We start from the raw sequence: 22,615 nt of genomic DNA on the forward strand, positions 1-22,615 counted from the left end.
TTATTGTCCAACTGTTTTATTAATGATATCGATGATCTGTTCTTCTTTTTCTAACATAAACTGGTGTGCAGCTTCCACAGGATATACTGATAACAGTTCCTGATTTTCTATAACTGAGTCTACATTGTTATAGGTACAATCCATCATATAATTATTAAATGATTCGTCAAATCCTTCTCCACCCAACATTGCTTTTAATAAGACCACTTTTGTAAAACCAAGGCTATTAGAAATGTGTTCTCTTGCAATGGTAAACTCTGCCGACATAAAGCTTTTTGTAGCAATAAAATGGCTGTGATCTACAGGAACTTCCAATTTGCTGCTCAATTCTTCATCGGAAGGGAATGAAAGGAAGTTGACTAATTTTTGATCTGAGGCATAGAAAATGGTATCCAGCAGATAGACTTTAATCTTCTTGCATCCTCGTTTTTCCAGTTGAGAAGCTATTTCCAGCGCAATGGTTCCCCCCAGAGACCATCCCAGTAAAATATATTCTTCCTGCTGGGTCTCTTCCTGTATCTGAATGATGTGATCCAGGTAATATCCTGCCAGTTTATTCAGGTTATCAATCTTTTCTTCATGATAGAGGTTATAAGAATCCACGCCATAGCAGTCATAGCTGGTTTTCAGTTGTTCTGCGAGGGACTGATATACTTCACTTCCTCCGTTTCCTGGATGGATAAAGAATATATTCGGATTGTTATTGACTGCATTCAGGATGGATACTGTTCTGTATTCTTTACCGAATTTTGTAATAAGAGCCGCCAGCTTACTGATGGTTCTTTCTTTGAAAACATCTACAATCTTCACTTTTACATCCAATACCAGCTGTATTCTGCTAATCAGTTTTATCGCCATAATGCTGTTTCCACCTACTCTGAAGAAATCATCATGAATACTGATAGATTCAGGATCAAGACCTAATACTTCTCCATAAATTACTGCAATCTGTCTTTGAAGCTCATTTTCCGGAGCTGCATATTCTGATACGCCTGTAAATTCAGGTTCTGGAAGCTGTCTTCTGTCCAGTTTACCATTAATCGTCAACGGTAAAGCTGTTAAATGAACAAAAACATTAGGAATCATATATTCCGGAAGTGATTTCAATAAGAATTCTGACAACTGGAGAGGGTCAATTACCGGATTGGAAACATAATATCCCACAAGATATTTCATATTTCCTTTGTCTTCTTTCACCAGAACGGCTGCCTGACGAATGCCCGGATATTGAAGCAGGGTATTTTCAATTTCTCCCAACTCAATTCTATGTCCTCGGATCTTCACCTGGAAGTCGTTTCTTCCCATGTACTCCAATTCTCCATTAGCCAGTCTGCGTACTAAATCTCCGGTTCTGTATAAACGGCTGTTTTCATCTTTTCCTTTCTGATCAGCTGTCTGGAATGGATTAACCATAAAGCGTTCTTCAGTAAGTTCCGGTCTGTTCAGATACCCTCTGGCAACACCCGTTCCTCCAATGTACAGCTCTCCTACGGCTCCATCAGGAACAGGGCGATATTGAGCATCAAGAACATATAGGGTTGTATTGGCAATTGCTTTACCAATATTTAATGGGTTTTGATCTTCTTTGTAATCATGAAGCGTAGCACACACCGTTCCTTCTGTTGGTCCGTATTCATTGATAAGGGTAATATTTTCGATGTTTTTATTCAACGCCGGGAAACTTTCTCCTCCTGCATGGATCAGCTGTAAACTTGTTCCGTTATCCACAACTTCCCTCAACAGGACTGGTGGAATAAAGGAAACTTCTATGGTATTGGTTTTAATATAGTCATTAAGCTCATTCACTGAAGTTCTAAGCTCATTACTGTACAACCAAAGGGTATTTCCGTTGCATAAAGACGGGAATATTTCATACACAAAGGCATCAAATACATAATTGGAATAGACTCCTACATTTTTGTATTTTTCAAGCTGATGAACTTCAGTCATCGCATCGATCAGATTGATAACCCCTTTATGTTCAATCATGACTCCTTTAGGAAGTCCTGTGGTTCCACTGGTGTAGATCACATACGCTAAATTGTCTGACGTTACACGGGAAACAGGATTATGAGTCTCTGCTGTTGACAGTTCTTCAATTAATGCTTTATCATTCAATAAAACCAGATTCACCTCTAAGGAAGCCTCACTGAACTTGTCTTTTACTTCTTCATGAATAAGAATCACCTCAGCTCCCGTATCTTTTAAAATATGACTGATTCTATCTGCAGGATAAGAAGGATCCATCGGAACATACGCTGCTCCGGCCTTTAATATCGCAAGAATTGCCACTAGCATATCTTCTGAACGTTCAAGACATAATGGAACAAGATCATCAGGCTGAAGCTTGTATTCTTTGATGAGATAATTTGACAACTGATTTGCTCTTTCGTTCAATTCATTGTAAGATAGTTTAACATCCTGATATACCAATGCCATATCATCAGGTGTTTTGGCAGCCTGATATTCAAATTGTTGATGAATTGTAGCTTTATCCTGATATGCTTTTCTGTTATCATTCCATATCTCTATAATCTGTCTGTTCTCTGTTTCTGAAAGAAGAGATAACTCTCCTATTTTCAGATGATCAGTATTGGATTTTTCAATCTGTACAATCTGGCCCAACAGGTGTTGATAAGTGTTTGCTATACGGGCTATTGTCTCTTTTTTAAATAAAGAGGTAGCATAGTTGAAAGACATCTGAATTCCTTCAGGACTTTCGTTAATCATTGTTGTCAGATCAAATTTCGCTGCCTGATAATCTACATCACCATCAAAAGGCTGGAAAATAACCTCCTCTTCCTGAGCTGCAACACCTCCAGCGTTACTGGTCTGAAGGCCAAACATCACCTGGAACACCGGATGTCTTGAAGTATCCTGTTCTACTCCCAGTTCTTCCACCAGTTTTTCAAATGGAAGATCCTGATGAGCCTGAGCTTCTGTGACTGATTTTGACACCTGCAGAATGAAATCCTTTATATTTTGTTTAGGATCAATTTTCTCTCTCAGGGCTAATGTATTCACAAAGAACCCGATAAGATCTTCAAGCCCTGCATAATGACGGTTGGCAATCGGGCTTCCCACTATAATATCTTCCTGGCCTGAATAGGTAGAAAGAGTTAGATAATAACCACTTAACATGACATTGTACAAGCTTACTCCAAGATTTCTAGAAATGTCTTTCAATCCAAGCGCCATTGCTTCAGGGATATTAAATCTAGCAGTATCACCATCATAAGAAATCTCAGCCGGTCTGTGGAAATCTACCGGAAGATCTAAACTCTGATAGTCATCCAGTTTTGTTTTCCAATAGTTAATCTGGTTATCTAGACGTTCTCCTGTAAGATAGTTTCTTTGCCATAATGCAAAATCCTTGTATTGAATATTTAATTCAGGAAGCTCCGGCTGTTTTCCTCCGGCAATGGCATGATAAGCTTCAGCCACTTCTTTCAGGAATATATCGGTAGACCATCCATCAAAAGCAATGTGATGAATAACTACTGACAGGTAGCTGATATTATCTAACTTGAAAATATTGACTGCAACAGGAATCTCTTCTTCCAGACGGAATACCTTATGAGCGCTTCTGTTTACAAGCTCCTCCAGTTCTTCTCTGTTTCCTGCTTCTATAGTTCTGATTTCGGGAAGAAGATCAGTAACCACCTGATAGCCCACTCCGTTTTCCGTAGTCATAATGAATGTACGAAGTACTTCGTGACGCTGGATTACTGTTTCTAGAGCTTTGCGTAAAGCCGGAATATCAGTTTTTCTGCTCAGGCTAACCGTCATCGGAATGTTATATGCGCTACTTCCGCCTTCATAGGATTCTATAAACCAAAGTCTTTCCTGGGCAAAAGACAGTCGCTGGTCTTCCAATGAATCTACTTTCGAAGGAAGTATGATGATCTGATCTTCCTGGATATTTTCCATTAAAGCCACTGATAAAGACGTCACTGTTTTATGATTGAATATCATTGCAACGTTAGCCTGCATATCCAATGTCAGCCTGATCTTACTGATCAGCTTTATCGCCATAATACTGTTTCCTCCCAGTCTGAAGAAGTCGTCATGAATGCTGATCGTTTCGGAGTCTATTCCTAATACTTCACCATAAACCTTACATAGTTTTTCCTGCAATTCATTCTCTGGCGCAGTATATTCATGGCTTCCTTTTAATTCCGGTTCCGGTAACTGTTTTCTGTCCAGTTTTCCATTAAGGGTAACAGGTAATGCTTTCAGATGAACAAAAATGTTTGGTACCATGTATTCCGGTAATGTTGCAGACAGGAATTCAGTCAATTGTTCATCATTTAATTCGTTATCAGAAACATAGTAAGCTACGAGATATTTTACACCTGCATTATTTTCTTTGGCCAATACTGCTACCTGGCGGATATCGGAATATTTTACCAGAGCATTTTCAATTTCACCAAGTTCGATACGGAAACCACGAACTTTCACCTGGAAGTCATTTCTACCCAGGTATTCTATGTTTCCACCGGACACCCATCTTACTAGATCTCCTGTTTTATATAAGGTCCCGTTATATTTTTCGTCTTTTTCTTTATTGGTTTGGAATGGATTTGCAATGAAGCGTTCTTCCGTCAGCTCCGGTCTGTTCAGATATCCTCTGGCAACGCCTACACCGCCGATGTACAGTTCTCCTACTCCTCCGATAGGAACCGGATGTAAGAATTTATCAAGTACATAAACTGCTGTATTGGCAATCGGCTGCCCAATCAATACGTTCTGAATAGCAGGATCATTACAGTCATAATACAGAACATCCACGGTAGCTTCCGTTGGCCCGTAAAGGTTATGAATCTCAGCATGGCTCATTAATCTTCGTGCATCCTGTACCTGTTTTAATGGTAGAGCTTCTCCACTACAGAAAATGTATCTTAAGCTTTTTACCATGGCCTGCAACTCTTCTTTAGTGTCTAATGTTTCCTCAAAGGCACTTAACATAGAAGGTACAAAGTGTAAAATGGTCACATCGGTCTTTTGAATAACTTCAGCTAAGTATTCTGGATCTTTATGTCCTTCCGGACGTGCAAATACGATACATGCCCCATAGAAATGAGCCCAGAATAATTCCCAAACGGAAACATCAAATGTATAAGGCGTTTTCTGCAGGATATTATCTGTTGGTACCAAAGGATAGGTATCATTCATCCAGACAATACGGTTCACCACACTTGTATGTTCAACCATTACTCCTTTTGGATGTCCTGTGGTTCCGCTGGTGTAGATCACATAGGCAAGATTGTTCGGCTGAATAGCTGTCACCGGATTAGAAGCGTCTTCTTTTTCAACGACCTGTTTGAATGAGGTATTATTTAAAGAAATAACATCTACATTCATATCCTGTAACTTCTCTACTGTACTTTCCTGAGCCAACATAATTTTAGCTTTGGTATCTGACAGGATGTATTCTATTCTTTCTGCCGGATAAGAAGTATCCATTGGAACATAAGCTGCTCCGGCTTTTAATACAGCAAGAACTCCAATCAGCATATTTTCTGAACGTTCTAAGCATAAAGGGATTAAGTCATCCGGCTGAATGTCATAAACTTTGATCAGGTAATTGGCCAGGCGGTTTGAGCGTTCATTCAATTCACGATATGAAAGTTTTATGTCTTCATAGACCAGAGCAATATTATCGGGAGTTTTCAGCACCTGATCTTCAAATAGGCTGTGAATTGTTTTATCTGACGGATAGCTCAATTGGGTATCATTCCAGGCAAACATCTGCTCCCATTGGCTCTCTGAAATATAAGAAAGGGCATCGGATGTCATTTCAGGATTATCAAGAATCTGATTCAGAATAATTTCCATCCCATCCATCAGCTGCTTCATGGTTTTGTTTTCAAAAAGAGCGCCTTCATAGTTCAGTTTAAGCAATACACTTTCTCCCTGTTCTGAAGCCATTATTCCTAGAGGGTAATCCAGTTTTTCCACAGAATCTTTGAATATAAAACCAAGTTCATTGCTTCCTTCTCCTTTTGGAACAGGATAATTTTCATACACAAATAAACTACTGAAGATACGACGTCCGTCATGGTGAAGCTCTGCAAGGTTGATGTCACTATGGGTATTCAGATCACTGATCCTGTTTTGAATTTCCAAGATACGATCTATGACACGACCGTCTTCATGATTAACAATTAACGGTAAGGTATTGATATACAATCCGGCTGAGGATTCTATACCATCCACAGGTAAGCTTCTTCCGGAAACAGTAGTTCCTACTACTGTTGTCTGCAATCCGCTATACAGTTTTAACTGGCTGTGCCATAAATATTGCAATACAGCATTTACTGTTAGCCCATGAGCTTTCGTAAAGTCTTTCAAATGGTGATATCTGTCTCCGTTTATCAACATTGTTACTTTCTGATGATCTCTGATATGACGATAAGTTCCTAAATCTATCTGTCTTTGATCTTCTTTTACAAGGCTTTTCAGATCTTCCTGATCTTCAAGAAGAGTCATATACTGATCCCAGAAGCTACGGCCAGCTTTTTTGTTGACCTGTAAATATTTTTGACTCGCGGCATATGCCTGGTCTATTGACAGCACATATTCTTCATTATTCACTTGGCTCAGATATGCCTCATGAACGCTATTCATCATCACAGGCATACTCCATCCATCCAGTATAGCATGATGGTTACTGAACAGGCAACTGTAATATTCTTCATTTCGTTTGAAAAGATAGACTCTGAACAGATTTCCTTTGGTCAGGTCATATCCTTCAAAACGATCGTTATGAGTGATTTCTTTGATCAATTTTTCCTGCTCTTCTTCAGACAGAGCACTGATATCCTGATATCTCCAGTCTAATTCTCCTTTTTTGTCTATTACCTGTACGATTTCTCCATTCCAGTCAAATCTGACACGAAGGGTTGGATATTGTGCCTGGGTTAATTTCCATGAATTTTTTAATTTCTCTGTATTTATTTTAGCACGATACTCCCACATCAGCTGTACTCTGTAGGCATCGTCTGTTTCTCCCTGGTTCAGGGCATGATAGACAAATCCTTCCTGTAAGCTGTTGGCAAGATATACTCCTTCTATTTCTCCTTTTTCCTGAATCGCTGAAAGCTGAGTCTTTTCCACCACATGATCTACATCTGATGCCGTAAGGTAGCTTCTGTTCTCTTCTGAAAGGTTCTTAATAATGGATTCCAGATTCTGTTTGAAGCTTTCGGATAAAAGGGTAATGTTTTCAGCTGAAAGGTATCCTGAAATTCCGAAGCGAAGCTGACCGTCAACAACTGCACCATTGATACTTACGAAATGACTGTCACGGTTGGAAGCTCCAACTCCTGCTCCGGTATCTTCGGCTGCAATGAACCATGTTTTCTCACCTGATACATCTTCTTTGTCAAGCTGGCCTAAGTAATTGAAACTGATCTTCGGTAATCCACGGTTTGTATAGCCTACCAGGCTACCGTAACCGATTCCATTATTCGGGATGCTTCTCAAAGATTCTTTGGTCAGGATAACGGTGTCTTTTGATGATTTTCCTGATTCCAGCTGTACCGGATACATGGTGGTGAACCATCCCATCGTTTCAGTGATATCTAACTGGCTGAATACTTCTTCACGTCCATGACCTTCCAACAGAATAGCATGACACTTATCCCCCGTAACCTTTGTAAGAGCCTGTGCTAAAGCTGAAAGCAACAAATCATTGATCTGAGTATGGTATACATGATGTATTCCACGAATCAGAGTTCCTGTGGATTCTTTATCCAATTGAAGGTGACCATGCTGGTATTCTCCTGTAATGAGTTTAGATAATGTTGAATTACTTTCTTCAACAATATCAGCAATATGATTCCAATACGTGGTTTCTTGATCTCTGGATTCCGGAGTTTCTTTTTTATAGCTTCTGATGGCTTCTACCCACTGACGGTAGCTGCTTCCTTTCTGAACCTGATAATTTTCTCCTTTTTCAAGGGTCTGATAGATATTCTTCAGGTCTTCGGTAAGGATTCTCCAGCTTACGGCATCGATAATAAGGTGGTGGAATGCAAAAAATATTCTTGCACTTCCATCCTGATAACCATCAACATATCCAATCTGATATAGAGAACCGTTTTCAATATCAAAATGGGACTGCCAGTCTGTGAATATATCAGCCAGTTCTTCCGGTTTCAGATCAGAAGCGTCAAGATAATTGATTTCAGGAGCATTTTCTCCTGATTTATATTCCTGAGTATGACCTGTATATCCCAATCTGAAGGCATCATGTTTCGTCAGTAATAAGTCTATAGCCTGTTCAAACAGAACTTTGTTAAGCTCCGGAACATTAATGATGAATGCCTGGTTCCAGTGATTGAATGCTGTAAGGTAACCGGATTCTTTTTGCTCAAAGAACCATTCCTGTACCGGCAGAAGCGGAACTTCTCCTGTAAGGATTCCCTGCTCGGTAAGAATATTGGCTTCATTTCCATGTTTTTTATCTTCTATAAGCTGAGACAATGAGGCTACCGTTCGGGCAGTAAAGACTTCTTTTACACTTACTCTTACTTCTAGCTGCTGGCGGATCTTTCCTACCAGCTGAATACTGATAATACTGTCCCCTCCTAATCTGAAGAAATCGTTATGAATACTGATGGTATCAGGATCAAGCCCCAGAACATCTCCATAGATTTGGCAAAGCTGTGACTGAAGTTCTGTTTCAGCAGCTACATAGTCTTTACCGCCTGTAAATTCAGGTTCAGGTAATGCTCTTCTGTCCAGCTTACCATTAATAGTAAGCGGAAGTTCAGCTAAGTGAACAAAAGCACCTGGAACCATATATTCCGGAAGAGATTCTGATACATATTCTGAAAGCTGATCAGCATCCATAGCTGAATCTGAAACATAGTAAGCTGCCAGATACTTTACTCCTGATTTATTTTCTCTTGCCAAAACAGCCGTCTGACGAATGCCTTCCAATTGAAGCAGGGTATTTTCTATCTCTCCCAACTCAATTCTGTGACCACGAATCTTCACCTGGAAGTCGTTTCTTCCTCTGTATTCCAGTTCTCCGTTTGGTAACCATCGAACTAAATCTCCGGTTCTGTATAAACGGCTGTTTTCATCTTTTTCTTTCTGATCCAAGGTCTGGAACGGATTTACCATAAAACGCTCTTCAGTAAGCTCAGGCCTGTTCAGATAGCCTCTGGCAATACCTGCCCCTCCGATAAACAATTCACCTACAGCTCCTACAGGAACAGGGCGATATTGAGCATCAAGAACATATAAAGTTGTATTGGCAATCGCTCCCCCAATATTCAACGGGTTTTTATCTTCTTTGTAATCGTGCAGTGTAACACATACCGTTCCTTCTGTTGGCCCGTATTCGTTGACAAGGGTAATATTTTCAATATTTTTATCCAATGCCGGGAAACTTTCTCCTCCTGAGAAGATCAGTTTTAAACCTGTTCCATTTTCCACAATTTCTCTCAACAAAACTGGTGGAATAAAGGAAACTTCTATGGCATTGGTTTTAATATAATCATTAAGCTCATTCACTGAAGTTCTAAGCTCATTGTTGTATAGCCATAGGGAATTTCCGTTGCATAATACAGAGAATGCTTCATACACAAAGGCATCAAATACATAATTGGAATAGCATCCTACTTCCTGATATTCTTCAAGCTGGTGTGCCTTTATCATTGATCTGATGAGGTTTATTACTCCTTTATGCTCAATCATTACTCCTTTAGGAAGTCCTGTGGTTCCACTGGTATAGATCACGTAAGCAAGATTCCCTGAATGGACTTCTGTAACAGGATTATTAGCTACTTCTGTTTCAAGTGTTGCTTTAAGAGTCACTTCATCAAGTGAAATGACGTTTATATTCTGTAATTTATCGATGGTACTTTCCTGTGCAATGACCAATTTTGCCTGGGTATCTTCCAGGATGTGACCTATTCTGTCTGCAGGATAGGATGGATCCATTGGTACGTAAGCAGCTCCCGCCTTTAATACGGCAAGAATTGCAATCAGCATATCTTCGGATCTTTCAAGACATAGTGGTACCAAATCGTCAGGCTGAGTCTGGTATTGATGGATCAGATGATTAGCCAAACGGTTGGATCTTTCATTCAGTTCACGATATGAAAGTTTAACATCATTGTATACCAAAGCTATTGTATCAGGATTTTTTTCTGCCTGATATTCAAATAACTTATGAATGGTCATTTCTGATGGATAGTCTTCCTGCGTGGCATTCCATTCTGTGATGATCTGCTGTGTTTCTTCTTCTGATATGAGTGAAAGATTACGGATTGGTGTCTGATCCGGATTGGTGTCTATCATCTGATCTAAAAGAAGCTGATAAGAACCTGCCATTCGGATAATGGTTTCTTCTTTAAATAAAGCTTTCGCATAATTGAACATGATCCGGATATTTTCTCCGTCATCGTCAATCATTGTGGTAAGATCAAATTTAGCAGCCTTATAATCTACTTCTCCGGTAAAAGGATGGAATAATGCTTCTTCCTTATTGGCTTTAACGTCTCCATCAATACTTTGAAGTCCAAACATTACCTGGAAAACAGGGTGTCTTGAAGTATCCTGCTCCACGCCAAGCTCATCCACCAGTTTTTCAAATGGAAGATCCTGATGAGACTGAGCTTCATTGACTGATTTTGATACCTGAAGAATGAAATCACTGATATTCTGTGCCGGATCTACTTTTTCTCTTAAAGCCAAGGTATTGACAAAGAAACCGATGATCTCCTCAAGGCCCGCATGGTGACGGTTCGCTATCGCGCTTCCCACCACAATATCGTCCTGTCCGGAATAAGCAGACAGCATCAGATAATAACCTCCCAGCATTACACTGTACAGACTTACGCCTAACTTTTGGGAAAGGGCTCTAAGTTTTTCTCCCTGCTCTGTATTCAGGTTGAAATAAAGATTTTCTCCTTCGTAGGATATTTGAGATGGTCTTTTGAAATCTGAAGGCAATTCCAGGTTCTGGAAATCATCCAGTTTATTTTTCCAATATCCAATCTGATTTTCAAGGCGATCTCCTGAAAGATACTCACGCTGCCATAATGCAAAGTCTTTATACTGAACTTTTACCGGAGAAAGTTCCGGTTCTTTTCCATCAGAAAGACTATAGTAAATGGAAGCTACTTCTTTTAAGAAAACATCTATAGACCAGCCATCAAAAGCAATGTGATGAACAACAATAGACAGATAGGCATGCCCTGCAAGTTTGAAAATATTGATCTCTACAGGAGTTTCTTCATCCAGGCTGAAAACTTTATTCACACATCTGTTGACAGCATGCTCCAATTCTGATTCGTTATTTACTTCTGAAATTTTAATCTCAGGAACAAGGTCTGTAACTAATTGATATCCTATTCCGTTCTCAGTAGTATGAATCATTGACCGAAGTATATCATGACGCATTATTACCGTTCTCAAAGATTCCTCAAAAAGATTCAGCTGAATACTGTCATCTAATCTTGTAATAATAGGAATGTTATAGGCACTGCTTCCGCCTTCATAGGATTCTATAAACCAAAGTCTTTCCTGGGCAAAGGACAATCGTTGCTCTTCAGGGGAATTTACCTTAACAGGAACTATGTTTATTCCATTTTCGTTATGATTTTCATGAGCTAAAGCATAGGAAAGAGAGGCCACAGTTTTATGATTAAACACCATGCCTACATTGACCTGCAGATCCAGCTCCTGTCTGATTTTGCTGATTAGTTTAACGGCCATGATACTGTTTCCTCCTAATCTGAAGAAATCGTCATGAATACTGATCGTTTCAGCATTAATTCCTAATACTTCACCATATACCGCAACAAGCTGTTTTTCAAGATCTGTCTCCGGTGCAATATAGTTTTTACTACCTGTAAATTCTGGCTCAGGTAATGCTTTCTTATCCAATTTACCATTGATTGTCAGCGGTAAAGAGAGTAAGTGAACAAACACTGATGGAACCATGTATTCTGGTAATGATTCTGACAGATATTCTGATAGCAAAGATGAATCTATCTCATTTTCAGAAACATAATAGCCTGCAAGGTATTTTAAGCCTGAAGTATTTTCTTTGGCTAAAACTGCAACCTGGCTGATTTCAGGATAACCCAATAGCTGATTTTCAATCTCTCCCAATTCGATTCTATACCCACGGATCTTAACCTGGAAGTCATTTCTTCCGATGTATTCAAGTTCTCCATTGGATAACCAGCGTACTAAGTCTCCGGTTTTGTATAAACGTCCGTTCTCTCCTTTTGATTTCTGATCTTCTGTCTGGAAAGGATTCGTAATGAAACGTTCTTCGGTAAGATCCAATCTGTTCAGATAGCCTCTGGCAATTCCGGATCCGCCTACATAAAGCTCTCCTATAGCGCCTACAGGAACTATACGATGGTGATTATCCAAGACATAAGCCGTCATATTTCCAATTGGACCTCCGATATTCACCGGATTTTCATCTTCGTTATAATGATGTAATGTAGCACATACCGTAGTTTCTGTTGGCCCGTAAGCGTTGATCAGATCTACTCCATGTTCTTTGTACATCGCCATTACCTGTGGATTGGTAACATCTCCGGCTACCACAAGCTTTTCTAATGGTAAAATAGAGTCTCGCGTTAATAATACCGGTGGAATGGTTGCTATTCTGATACTGTTCTCTTCGATATAATCTTTTAAGGCAGACAGATCCGTTTGAAGTTCTTTTTCTAAAATATAGATGGTATGGCCATGAGTAATGGATGGATATAATTCCCAAACATGGGCATCAAATACATAGTTTGCATACCATAAACAGTTCTTCTGAACTCCGTTTTCAAGCAATCCGAATTCTCTGGATTCCTGATGAATCAGGTTGGATACATTCCTGTGTTCAACCATTACTCCTTTTGGAAGTCCGGTGGTTCCACTGGTGAAAATAACATAAGCTAAATTATTGGGTTGAGTACTGGTAACAGGATTATTAATGGATTCTGTTTCAAGTGCTGCTTTAAAAGTAATTTCGTCTAATGAAATTATATCTACTGCTTGAGTTTTTAGTTTTTCAACGGTACTTTCCTGACCTAATATCAATCTTGCTCCGGTGTCCTGAAGAATATGTTCTATTCTATCTGCTGGATAAGAAGGATCCATAGGAACATAGCCTGCTCCGGATTTTAATACTGCTAAAATAGCAATCAGCATATTCTCGGAACGATCTAAACATAATGGAACGAGTTCGTCTGGCTGAAGGTTATAAGCACCTATTAAATGGTTGGCCAAACGGTTGGATCTCTCATTCAGTTCTTTATAAGAAAGCTTGACATCTTTATATACTAAAGCTGTATGATCAGGTGTTATTTCAGCCTGATTTTCAAACAGCTCATGAATTGTTCTGTCTGATGGATACGCATTCTCTGTGGCATTCCATATCTGCATTAATTCTAACTGTTCTTTTGGAAGATAGGAAAGTTCACCAGATGTAATTTTCCAGTTTTCTAACATTTGAGCCAAAATACTCTTCATCCCTTCTGTCAGATTCTCCATTGTTTTATGTTCAAAGAGAGCTCCTTCATAATTAATCTTCATAATTACACTGTCCCCATGTTCAAACGCCATGATTCCTAATGGGTAATCCAGTTTTTCTACTCCTCCTTTGAAAACAAATCCCACTTCATTACTGTCCTCACCTGCTTCAGGCACCGGATAGTTTTCATATACAAATAAACTACTGAAAATACGGCTTGAATCCTGATTAAGTTCAGCAAGGCTCATATCACTATGGGTATTCAACTCACTGGATCTATGCTGAATCTCTGAAATAACATCAGTCACCAGACCTTCTTTATGCTGTACAATCAATGGAAGTGTGTTGATAAATAACCCTGCGGAAGATTCTATTCCATCTACAGGTAAGCTTCGTCCGGACACGGTGGTTCCTACAACGGTAGTTTCCAGTCCACTGTATATTCTCAACTGATTATGCCATAGATACTGGAGAACAGCATTCACGGTAAATCCGTTTTCAGTGGTAAATCTTTTCAACTGCTGATACTGATCATCTCCAATCGTCATTGTCACAAGGCTATGCTCTTTGATCTGGCGATAGGTTCCAAGATCGATATGTCTTTGAGAGTCTTTAATCAGACTGCTCAGGTCTTCACGATCTTCAAGGGTTGCCATATAGTCTTTCCAGAAGCTTCGGCTGGCATCTTTATGCTGTTGAAGGTATTTTTGGGTATTGATATAGGCCTGATCGGTCATCCATTCAGATTTCTGATCTTTAATCAAACTCAGATAAATATCATGGATTCTTTTCAGGATGATCGGCATACTCCATCCATCCAATACAGCATGATGGTTGCTGAACAGGCAGGTATAATGTTTCTCTGAACGTTTGAACAGATAGACTCTGAACAGTCTGCTTTCTGACAGATCATAGACTTCAAAACGATCTTTCTGAGTCAATTCCTTAATCAGTTCCTCCTGCTCTTCTTCATTCATTCCGGTTATATCCTGATAACGCCAGTCCAGAGGACTTTCTTTATCAATAACCTGAACAATCTCTTCGCTCCAGTCAAATCTAAGTCGTAATGCAGGAAACTGCTGCTGGGTATGTGACCACGCTTCTTTAAGCTTATCTGTATTGATCTCAGCAAGATAATCCCAGGTTAACTGTATACGGTAAGCATCATCTTTATCTCCCTGACTCAATGCATGATATACAAATCCTTCCTGAAGACTGTTCGCAAGATATACGCCTTCAATCTCAACTGATTCCTGGAGATTGACAAGTTGCTTAGCACTTATGATATGATCTATATCTGACGGAGTAAGGAAACTTCTTGTGTTTTTAGACAGTTCATCAATAATGGTAATCATCTGATCTTTAAAACTCTGAGCAAACCGTGTTACCTTGTCCTGCTCTAAATGAGCTGAAATTCTAAAACGAAGTTCTCCATCTACAACAGCCCCATTGATTCCGATAAGATAACTTCCACGGTTAGATTCTCCAATGGAAACTCCATTATCTTCAGCCGCAATAAACCATGTTTTTTCTCCCGAATTTTCTTCCTGATCAAGCTGTCCAAGATAGTTGAAACTTATTTTTGGAAGTTCCTGATCTGTATACCCTACCAGGTTTCCATAACCAATACCATTGTTTGGAATACTTCTCAGTGCTTCTTTGGTCAGAACTACGGTCTCATTTACTTCTTTTCCTGTTTCCAGCAATAGCGGATACATAGAAGTAAACCAGCCAACTGTTTCAGTAATATCCAGGTTATCAAATATTTCTTCACGCCCGTGACTTTCCAATAAGACAGCATGGTGGCTATCTCCTGTCAAGTCTCCAAGTGCTGTTGCTAATGCAGATAGTAAAAGATCATTGATCTGAGTTTGATAGACATGATGGCTTTCTCTGATCAGTTTTTCAGTATACTCTTTATCCAGCGCAAGAATATCATGGTGTTGCTTCTGAACAGAAAGCGCTTCCAGTGCATTATTGGTTTGGTTCACTGTCTTTGTGATTCTGTTCCAATACGATAATTCCAGGTCTCTGGCTTCTGAATTTTCAGATTTATAGCCTTTTATGGCTTCTGTCCATTGACGGTAGCTGCTTCCTTTCTTTATCTGATAGTTTTCACCTTTTTCAAGGGATTGGTAAATATTCTTTAAGTCTTCAGTGATGATTCTCCAGCTTACCACATCGATAATCAGGTGATGGAAAGCAAAGAAAATTCTGGCTGTATGATCTTCATATCCCGTAATATAACCTATATGATATAACGGTCCTTTTTCTATGTCAAATTGTTTCTGCCATCCTGTAAATATCTCGGGTAATTCATCTGAATGTATTGATGAAACGTCAATATAACTGATTTCTGCAAAAGCTTTCTCATCTCCGTATTGCTGACTATATAATCCGTTTTCTTTCGGATACTGCATTCTGAATACATCATGTTTTTCAATCAGAAGGTTAATACTTTGTTCAAAAATTGCCTTATCCAATTCGGGAACATTCAATAAAAATGATTGATTCCAGTGATTAAAATCCGGAAGATATCCTAATTCTATCTGACTGAAGAACCATTCCTGAATTGGTAAAAATGGAACATTTCCGGCAAGAATTCCCTGTTCAGTAAGCAGTTCAATCTGTGTAGCAGATTTCTTTTCTTCAATAAGTTTTGCCAGTACTGCCGGAGTTCTTGATGAAAAGACCTCTTTTACATTGACTCTTACATCCAAACGTTGCTTCATCCTTCCTACCAACTGAATACTGATGATACTATCCCCTCCTAATCTGAAGAAATCGTCATGAATACTGATCGTTTCAGCATTAATTCCTAATACTTCACCATATACTGCAACAAGCTGTTTTTCAAGATCTGTCTCCGGTGCAATATAGTTTTTACTGCCTGTAAATTCTGGCTCAGGTAATGCTTTCTTATCCAATTTACCATTGATTGTAAGAGGTAAAGAGAGTAAGTGAACAAACACTGATGGAACCATGTATTCTGGTAATGATTCTGACAGATACTCTGATAGCAAAGATGAATCTATCTCATTTTCAGAAACATAATAGCCTGCAAGGTATTTTAAGCCTGAAGTATTTTCTTTGGCTAAAACTGCAACCTGACTGATTCCAGGATAACCCAATAGCTGATTTTCAATCTCTCCCAATTCGATTCTATACCCACGGATTTTAACCTGGAAGTCATTTCTTCCGATGTATTCAAGTTCTCCATTGGATAACCAGCGTACTAAGTCTCCGGTTTTGTATAAACGTCCGTTCTCTCCTTTTGATTTCTGATCTTCTGTCTGGAAAGGATTCGTAATGAAACGTTCTTCGGTAAGATCCAATCTGTTCAGATAGCCTCTGGCAATTCCGGATCCGCCTACATAAAGCTCTCCTATAGCGCCTACAGGAACTATACGATGGTGATTATCCAAGACATAAGCCGTCATATTTCCAATTGGACCTCCGATATTCACCGGATTTTCATCTTCGTTATAATGATGTAATGTAGCACATACCGTAGTTTCTGTTGGCCCGTAAGCGTTGATCAGATCTACTCCATGTTCTTTGTACATCGCCATTACCTGTGGATTGGTAACATCTCCGGCTACCACAAGCTTTTCTAATGGTAAAATAGAGTCTCGCGTTAATAATACCGGTGGAATGGTTGCTATTCTGATACTGTTCTCTTCGATATAATCTTTTAAGGCAGACAGATCCGTTTGAAGTTCTTTTTCTAAAATATAGATGGTATGGCCATGAGTAATGGATGGATATAATTCCCAAACATGGGCATCAAATACATAGTTTGCATACCATAAACAGTTCTTCTGAACTCCGTTTTCAAGCAATCCGAATTCTCTGGATTCCTGATGAATCAGGTTGGATACATTCCTGTGTTCAACCATTACTCCTTTTGGAAGTCCGGTGGTTCCACTGGTGAAAATAACATAAGCTAAATTATTGGGTTGAGTACTGGTAACAGGATTATTAATGGATTCTGTTTCAAGTGCTGCTTTAAAAGTAATTTCGTCTAATGAAATTATATCTACTGCTTGAGTTTTTAGTTTTTCAACGGTACTTTCCTGACCTAATATCAATCTTGCTCCGGTGTCCTGAAGAATATGTTCTATTCTATCTGCTGGATAAGAAGGATCCATAGGAACATAGCCTGCTCCGGATTTTAATACTGCTAAAATAGCAATCAGCATATTCTCGGAACGATCTAAACATAATGGAACGAGTTCGTCTGGCTGAAGGTTATAAGCACCTATTAAATGGTTGGCCAAACGGTTGGATCTCTCATTCAGTTCTTTATAAGAAAGCTTGACATCTTTATATACTAAAGCTATATGATCAGGCGTTATTTCAGCCTGATTTTCAAACAGCTCATGAATTGTTTTGTCTGATGGATATGCATTCTCTGTGGCATTCCATTCTTTTACAATCTTTTTATTTTCTTCCGGAGATACAAGGCTAAGATTACCCAGCCTGATATTTTCCAGATTGATGACTTTATCCGTACCAAACACCTGATCGAGAAGGTATACATAAGAATTGATCATGCTAGTGATCGTTTCTTTGGAGAAGATGGTTTTTGCATAATTGAAGAAGCCTTTTATGGTTTCCTCTCCATCATCAATCATCGCTGTCAGGTCAAATTTAGCTACCTGATAGTCTGTCTGTCCCTCAAAAGGATGGAATAATTCTTCTCTGTTATCAGAATTTCCTCCAGAGCTCTGCAGTCCGAACATCACCTGGAAAACAGGATGACGGGACATATCTTTTTCCACTCCCAGCTCTTCTACAAGCTTTTCAAACGGAAGATCCTGATGAGACTGTGCTTCTATAACGGAGGTCGATACCTGAATAATAAAATCTTTAAGGCTCTGTTCCGGATCTATTTTTTCTCTTAAAGCAAAGGTATTCACAAAGAATCCGATAATATCTTCAAGTCCTTCATGGTGACGGTTCGCAATAGGGCTACCTACCAGAATATCATCCTGACCGGAATACGCAGACAGCATCAGGTAATATCCGCTCAGCATTACACTGTAGAGACTTATTCCCAGTTCTTTAGAGGTATTTCTAAGGTTTGCCGCTACTTTAGGGTCGATAATAAAATCAATGGTATCTCCTTCGTAAGAAACCTGAGCAGGTCTTTTATAATCTGTTGGAAGGTTCAGAGTCTGGAAATCATCCAGCTTTCTTTTCCAATATCCAACCTGGTTATCAAGGCGTTCTCCTGAAAGATAGCTTCTCTGCCATAAGGCAAAGTCTTTGTACTGAATTTTTAATTCCGGAAGTTCATAATCCTGACTATTAACCAAAGCATCATAAACTGTTTGCAGCTCTCTCAGGAATATATCGGTAGACCATCCGTCAAATGCAATATGATGAATGACAACGGTGAGATAATGATCACTTTCTAATCTGAAAAGATTGATGGCTATAGGATATTCTTCATCCAGACGGAAAATCTTAGCTGAAGCAATGTTTATTGCCTCATTCAGTTCTTCTCTTGTATAAACGTGGCGGGTATGAATCTCAGGAGCTTTATCCATTACAATCTGATACCCTTTTCCTTCGTCTGTAGAACGGATAATACTTCGTAGCACTTCATGACGCATTACAATCGTCTCAAGCGCTTTGCATAGCTTCGGAATATTGACTTTTGCATCAAGACGGACAGCCATAGGAATATTGTACGCATTGCTTCCGCCTTCGTAATTTTCAATAAACCACAGCCTTTCCTGAGCAAATGAAAGTCGCTGTTCTTCTGGTGAGGAGACTTTTACAGGAGCTATAACATCCTGTTCGTTAATATTTTCACCTGCTAAAGCTTCAGAAAGAGAAGCAACTGTTTTGTGAGCAAATACAACGGTTACACTTACTCTTATATCCAGCACTCTTTTGATATTACTGATCAGCTTGATGGCCATGATACTGTTTCCTCCAAGGCGGAAGAAATCATCATAGATACCAATATCTGAAGTATTTAATCCCAGAACATCTCCATAGATCTGACATAGTTTTTCCTGCAGTTCATTTTCCGGAGCTGTATAGGTTTTTTCGCCTGTGAAATCCGGTTCCGGAAGAGCTCTTCTGTCTAATTTACCGTTGATGGTTACCGGAAGTGATGTTAAATGTACAAAAGCGGCAGGAATCATATATTCAGGCAGAGCCTCAGACAGGAATGCTGTAAACTGATCCGGGTCTATAGCCGTTTCTGAAACATAATAGCCTACCAGGTATTTCATTCCTGTATTATTTTCTCTGGCCAATACTACGGATTGTTTTACACCGGAATATTGCAATAAAGTATTTTCTATTTCGCCAAGCTCGATTCTATAACCACGGATCTTCACCTGGAAGTCATTTCTTCCGATATATTCCAGCTCTCCGTTGACATCGTAGCGTACCAAATCTCCTGTTTTATAAAGGATACCATTTTTACCTTTTCCTTTTTGTTCTAAGGTCTGGAAAGGATTGCTGATGAAACGTTCTGCTGTAAGCTCTGGTCTGTTCAGGTATCCTCTGGTCATTCCTTCTCCGCCAATATAAAGCTCTCCGATAGCTCCTGCAGGTACCGGACGAAGATGATTATTCAATACATATACTGTAGTATTGTTCAGTGGTCGGCCAATGTTGGTATTCTTTCCTTCCGGGTTGACAATGGAAGTGATTGTCACTTCTGTAGGTCCGTAGGAATTCACCAGCCTGAAGTTTCTTCCACTTAATTTTTTAAACAGATCTGCTGGCATTGCTTCTCCTCCGGAAATCAATGTACGCAGATTCTTAACCTGGGTAAAGTCTATGCTTTGCAATACCGTTGGCGTAAGGTGTACATAAGAAACGTTATGATTGTTAAGAGTTTGTATAAACGCTTCTTCGTTGAGGATTTTTTGATTTTCAATAAATAATAAGCTGTTTCCTTTCAGTATTGCAAGCAACATCTGCTGAATAGATGCATCAAATATGTAGTTGGCAAACTGAAGAATTACTTCCTCATTTCCTAACTGATAACGGACAAACAGATCCTCGATCAGGTTGATCACCCCTTTATGCTCTACCATTACTCCTTTTGGAAGTCCTGTCGTTCCACTGGTGTAGATAACATAAGCAAGGTTGGTTGATTTTGCCTGAGTGACAGGATTTTCAGCTCCTGAATTTTCAAGTTTATCAAGTATTTCTTTACTATCCAGCAAAATTGTTTCTGCCATTCTGGACATGCCCTGCTTTTCTTCTACCTCTTCCTGAGTAAGAATAATTTTTGCTCCGGTATCCTGCAGAATATGTTCAATTCTGTCTATCGGATAAGTTGGATCCATCGGAACATAAGCTGCTCCGGCTTTTAAAACAGCGAGAATAGCGATCAGCATATGCTCTGAACGTTCAATACATAGCGGAACCAGATCATCAGGCTGAAGACCGTAATTTTCAATAAGATAATGAGCCAGACGGTTTGCTCTTTGATTCAGCTCCTGATAGGAAAGCTGTATATCCTCAAATATCAAAGCAATATTATCCGGAGTTTTTCCCACCTGTTCTTCAAACAGCTTATGAATGGTATATTGCTCAGGATAAGCTATTTCTGTAGCATTCCATTCTATTGTTATCTTCTGATATTGCTCTGAAGTAAGATAGAACAGGTCTTCCGATTTAATATCTGAAGTTTTTAAGAGCTGCTCAAGGACTGTTTCCATTCCCTGAAGCAATTGCTGCATCGTTTCATTTTCAAATAAGAAACTGTCATATTTGATCTTTAACAGTACCTCATCTTCATTTTCATAAGCAACGATTCCTAGTGGATAATCCAGACGTTCTACGGATTCTTTTAATACAAACCCTAAGGTTCCCAGCTCGTTATCTTCCTCTCCATTAGGTACCGGATAGTTTTCATACACAAATAAACTGCTGAAAATTCTTCGTCCATCGTGTTGAAGGCTTGCCAGGTTAACGCTGCTGTGTGTATTCAACTCACTGATCCTGCGCTGAATTTCAGCTATAATATCTACTGCTTTACCATCTTCGTGGTTCACAATCAATGGTAATGTATTGATATAAAGTCCTACTGAAGATTCTATTCCATCTACCGGAATGCTTCGCCCGGATACGGTTGTTCCTACAACGGTTGTTGCACTATTGCTATATAAGCTAAGCTGTCTATGCCATAAGAACTGAAGTACAGCATTGACTGTCAACCCATTATCAGATGTGAATTTTTTCAGTTTCTGATACTGCTCCCCTACAATCAGCATTTTTACTGCCTGATGATCTACAATATGTTTATATTCAGCGAGATCAATATGTTTCTGGGATTCTTTAACCAGGCAATTCAGATTTTCCTGATCTTCAAGAAGCCCCATATAGTTTTTCCAGAAGCTGCCATTCCTGTTTTTATTTTCCTGAAGGAACTTCTGAGCTTCAGCATACGCTTTATCCGGATCGGGAGAAAGGGCTTTTCCTTTTATTAGTGCTAAGTATGCTTCATGAATCATGGTCAGGAATACAGGCATACTCCAGCCATCAAGTATAGCGTGGTGGTTGCTGAAAAGGCAAGTATAACGTTGGTCTGCACGTTTGAACAGATAGACTCTGAACAGGCTTCCTTTAGACAGATCATATACTTCAAAACGGTCTTTTTGAGTCGTTTCTGTAATTAAAGATTCCTGATCCTCTTCGGTCATATCCTGAATATCCTGATAACGCCAGTCCAGTATTCCTTTTTTATCAATAACCTGTACAATCTCTTCGCTCCATTCAAATCTAAGTCTCAGTGTTGGAAGCTGTTCCTGGGTATATGACCATGCTTTTTTAAGCATTTCAGGGTTGATTTCAGCAAGATAATCCCATAGGATCTGTACTCTGTAGGCATCATCTTTATCTCCCTGGCTTAAGGCATGGTAAACAAATCCTTCATGTAAACTGTTGGCCAGATAAACGCCTTCAACTTCTCCCGGTTCCTGGATCTGCATCAGTTGCTCTCTTCCAACAATATTTCCTGTATCTGAAGGGGTAAGCCAGTTTCTTTTTTCAGTTACTAACTCATCAACTGTTCGTTGAATATATTCTTTGAATTTTTCTGTCAGAAGATCAACCTGATCCTGTGAAAGATAT

1 protein-coding gene (only partly in view) is annotated in these 22,615 nt (G+C 39.3%); it reads right to left on the reverse strand.

Features of this window, described 5'->3' with window-relative positions; genetic code table 11:
• A protein-coding gene (locus WH267_RS06645) for a non-ribosomal peptide synthase/polyketide synthase (RefSeq protein WP_340006735.1) crosses the window boundary here: on the reverse strand, positions 1-22,615 show its 3' portion. Its footprint extends 21,596 nt past the window's final position; the window shows 22,615 of its 44,211 coding nt (coding positions 21,597-44,211); its start codon lies beyond the right edge, outside the window; it ends in the stop codon at positions 1-3.

Source organism: Chryseobacterium sp. MYb328 (assembly GCF_037572595.1).
GTDB lineage: Bacteria > Bacteroidota > Bacteroidia > Flavobacteriales > Weeksellaceae > Chryseobacterium > Chryseobacterium pennae.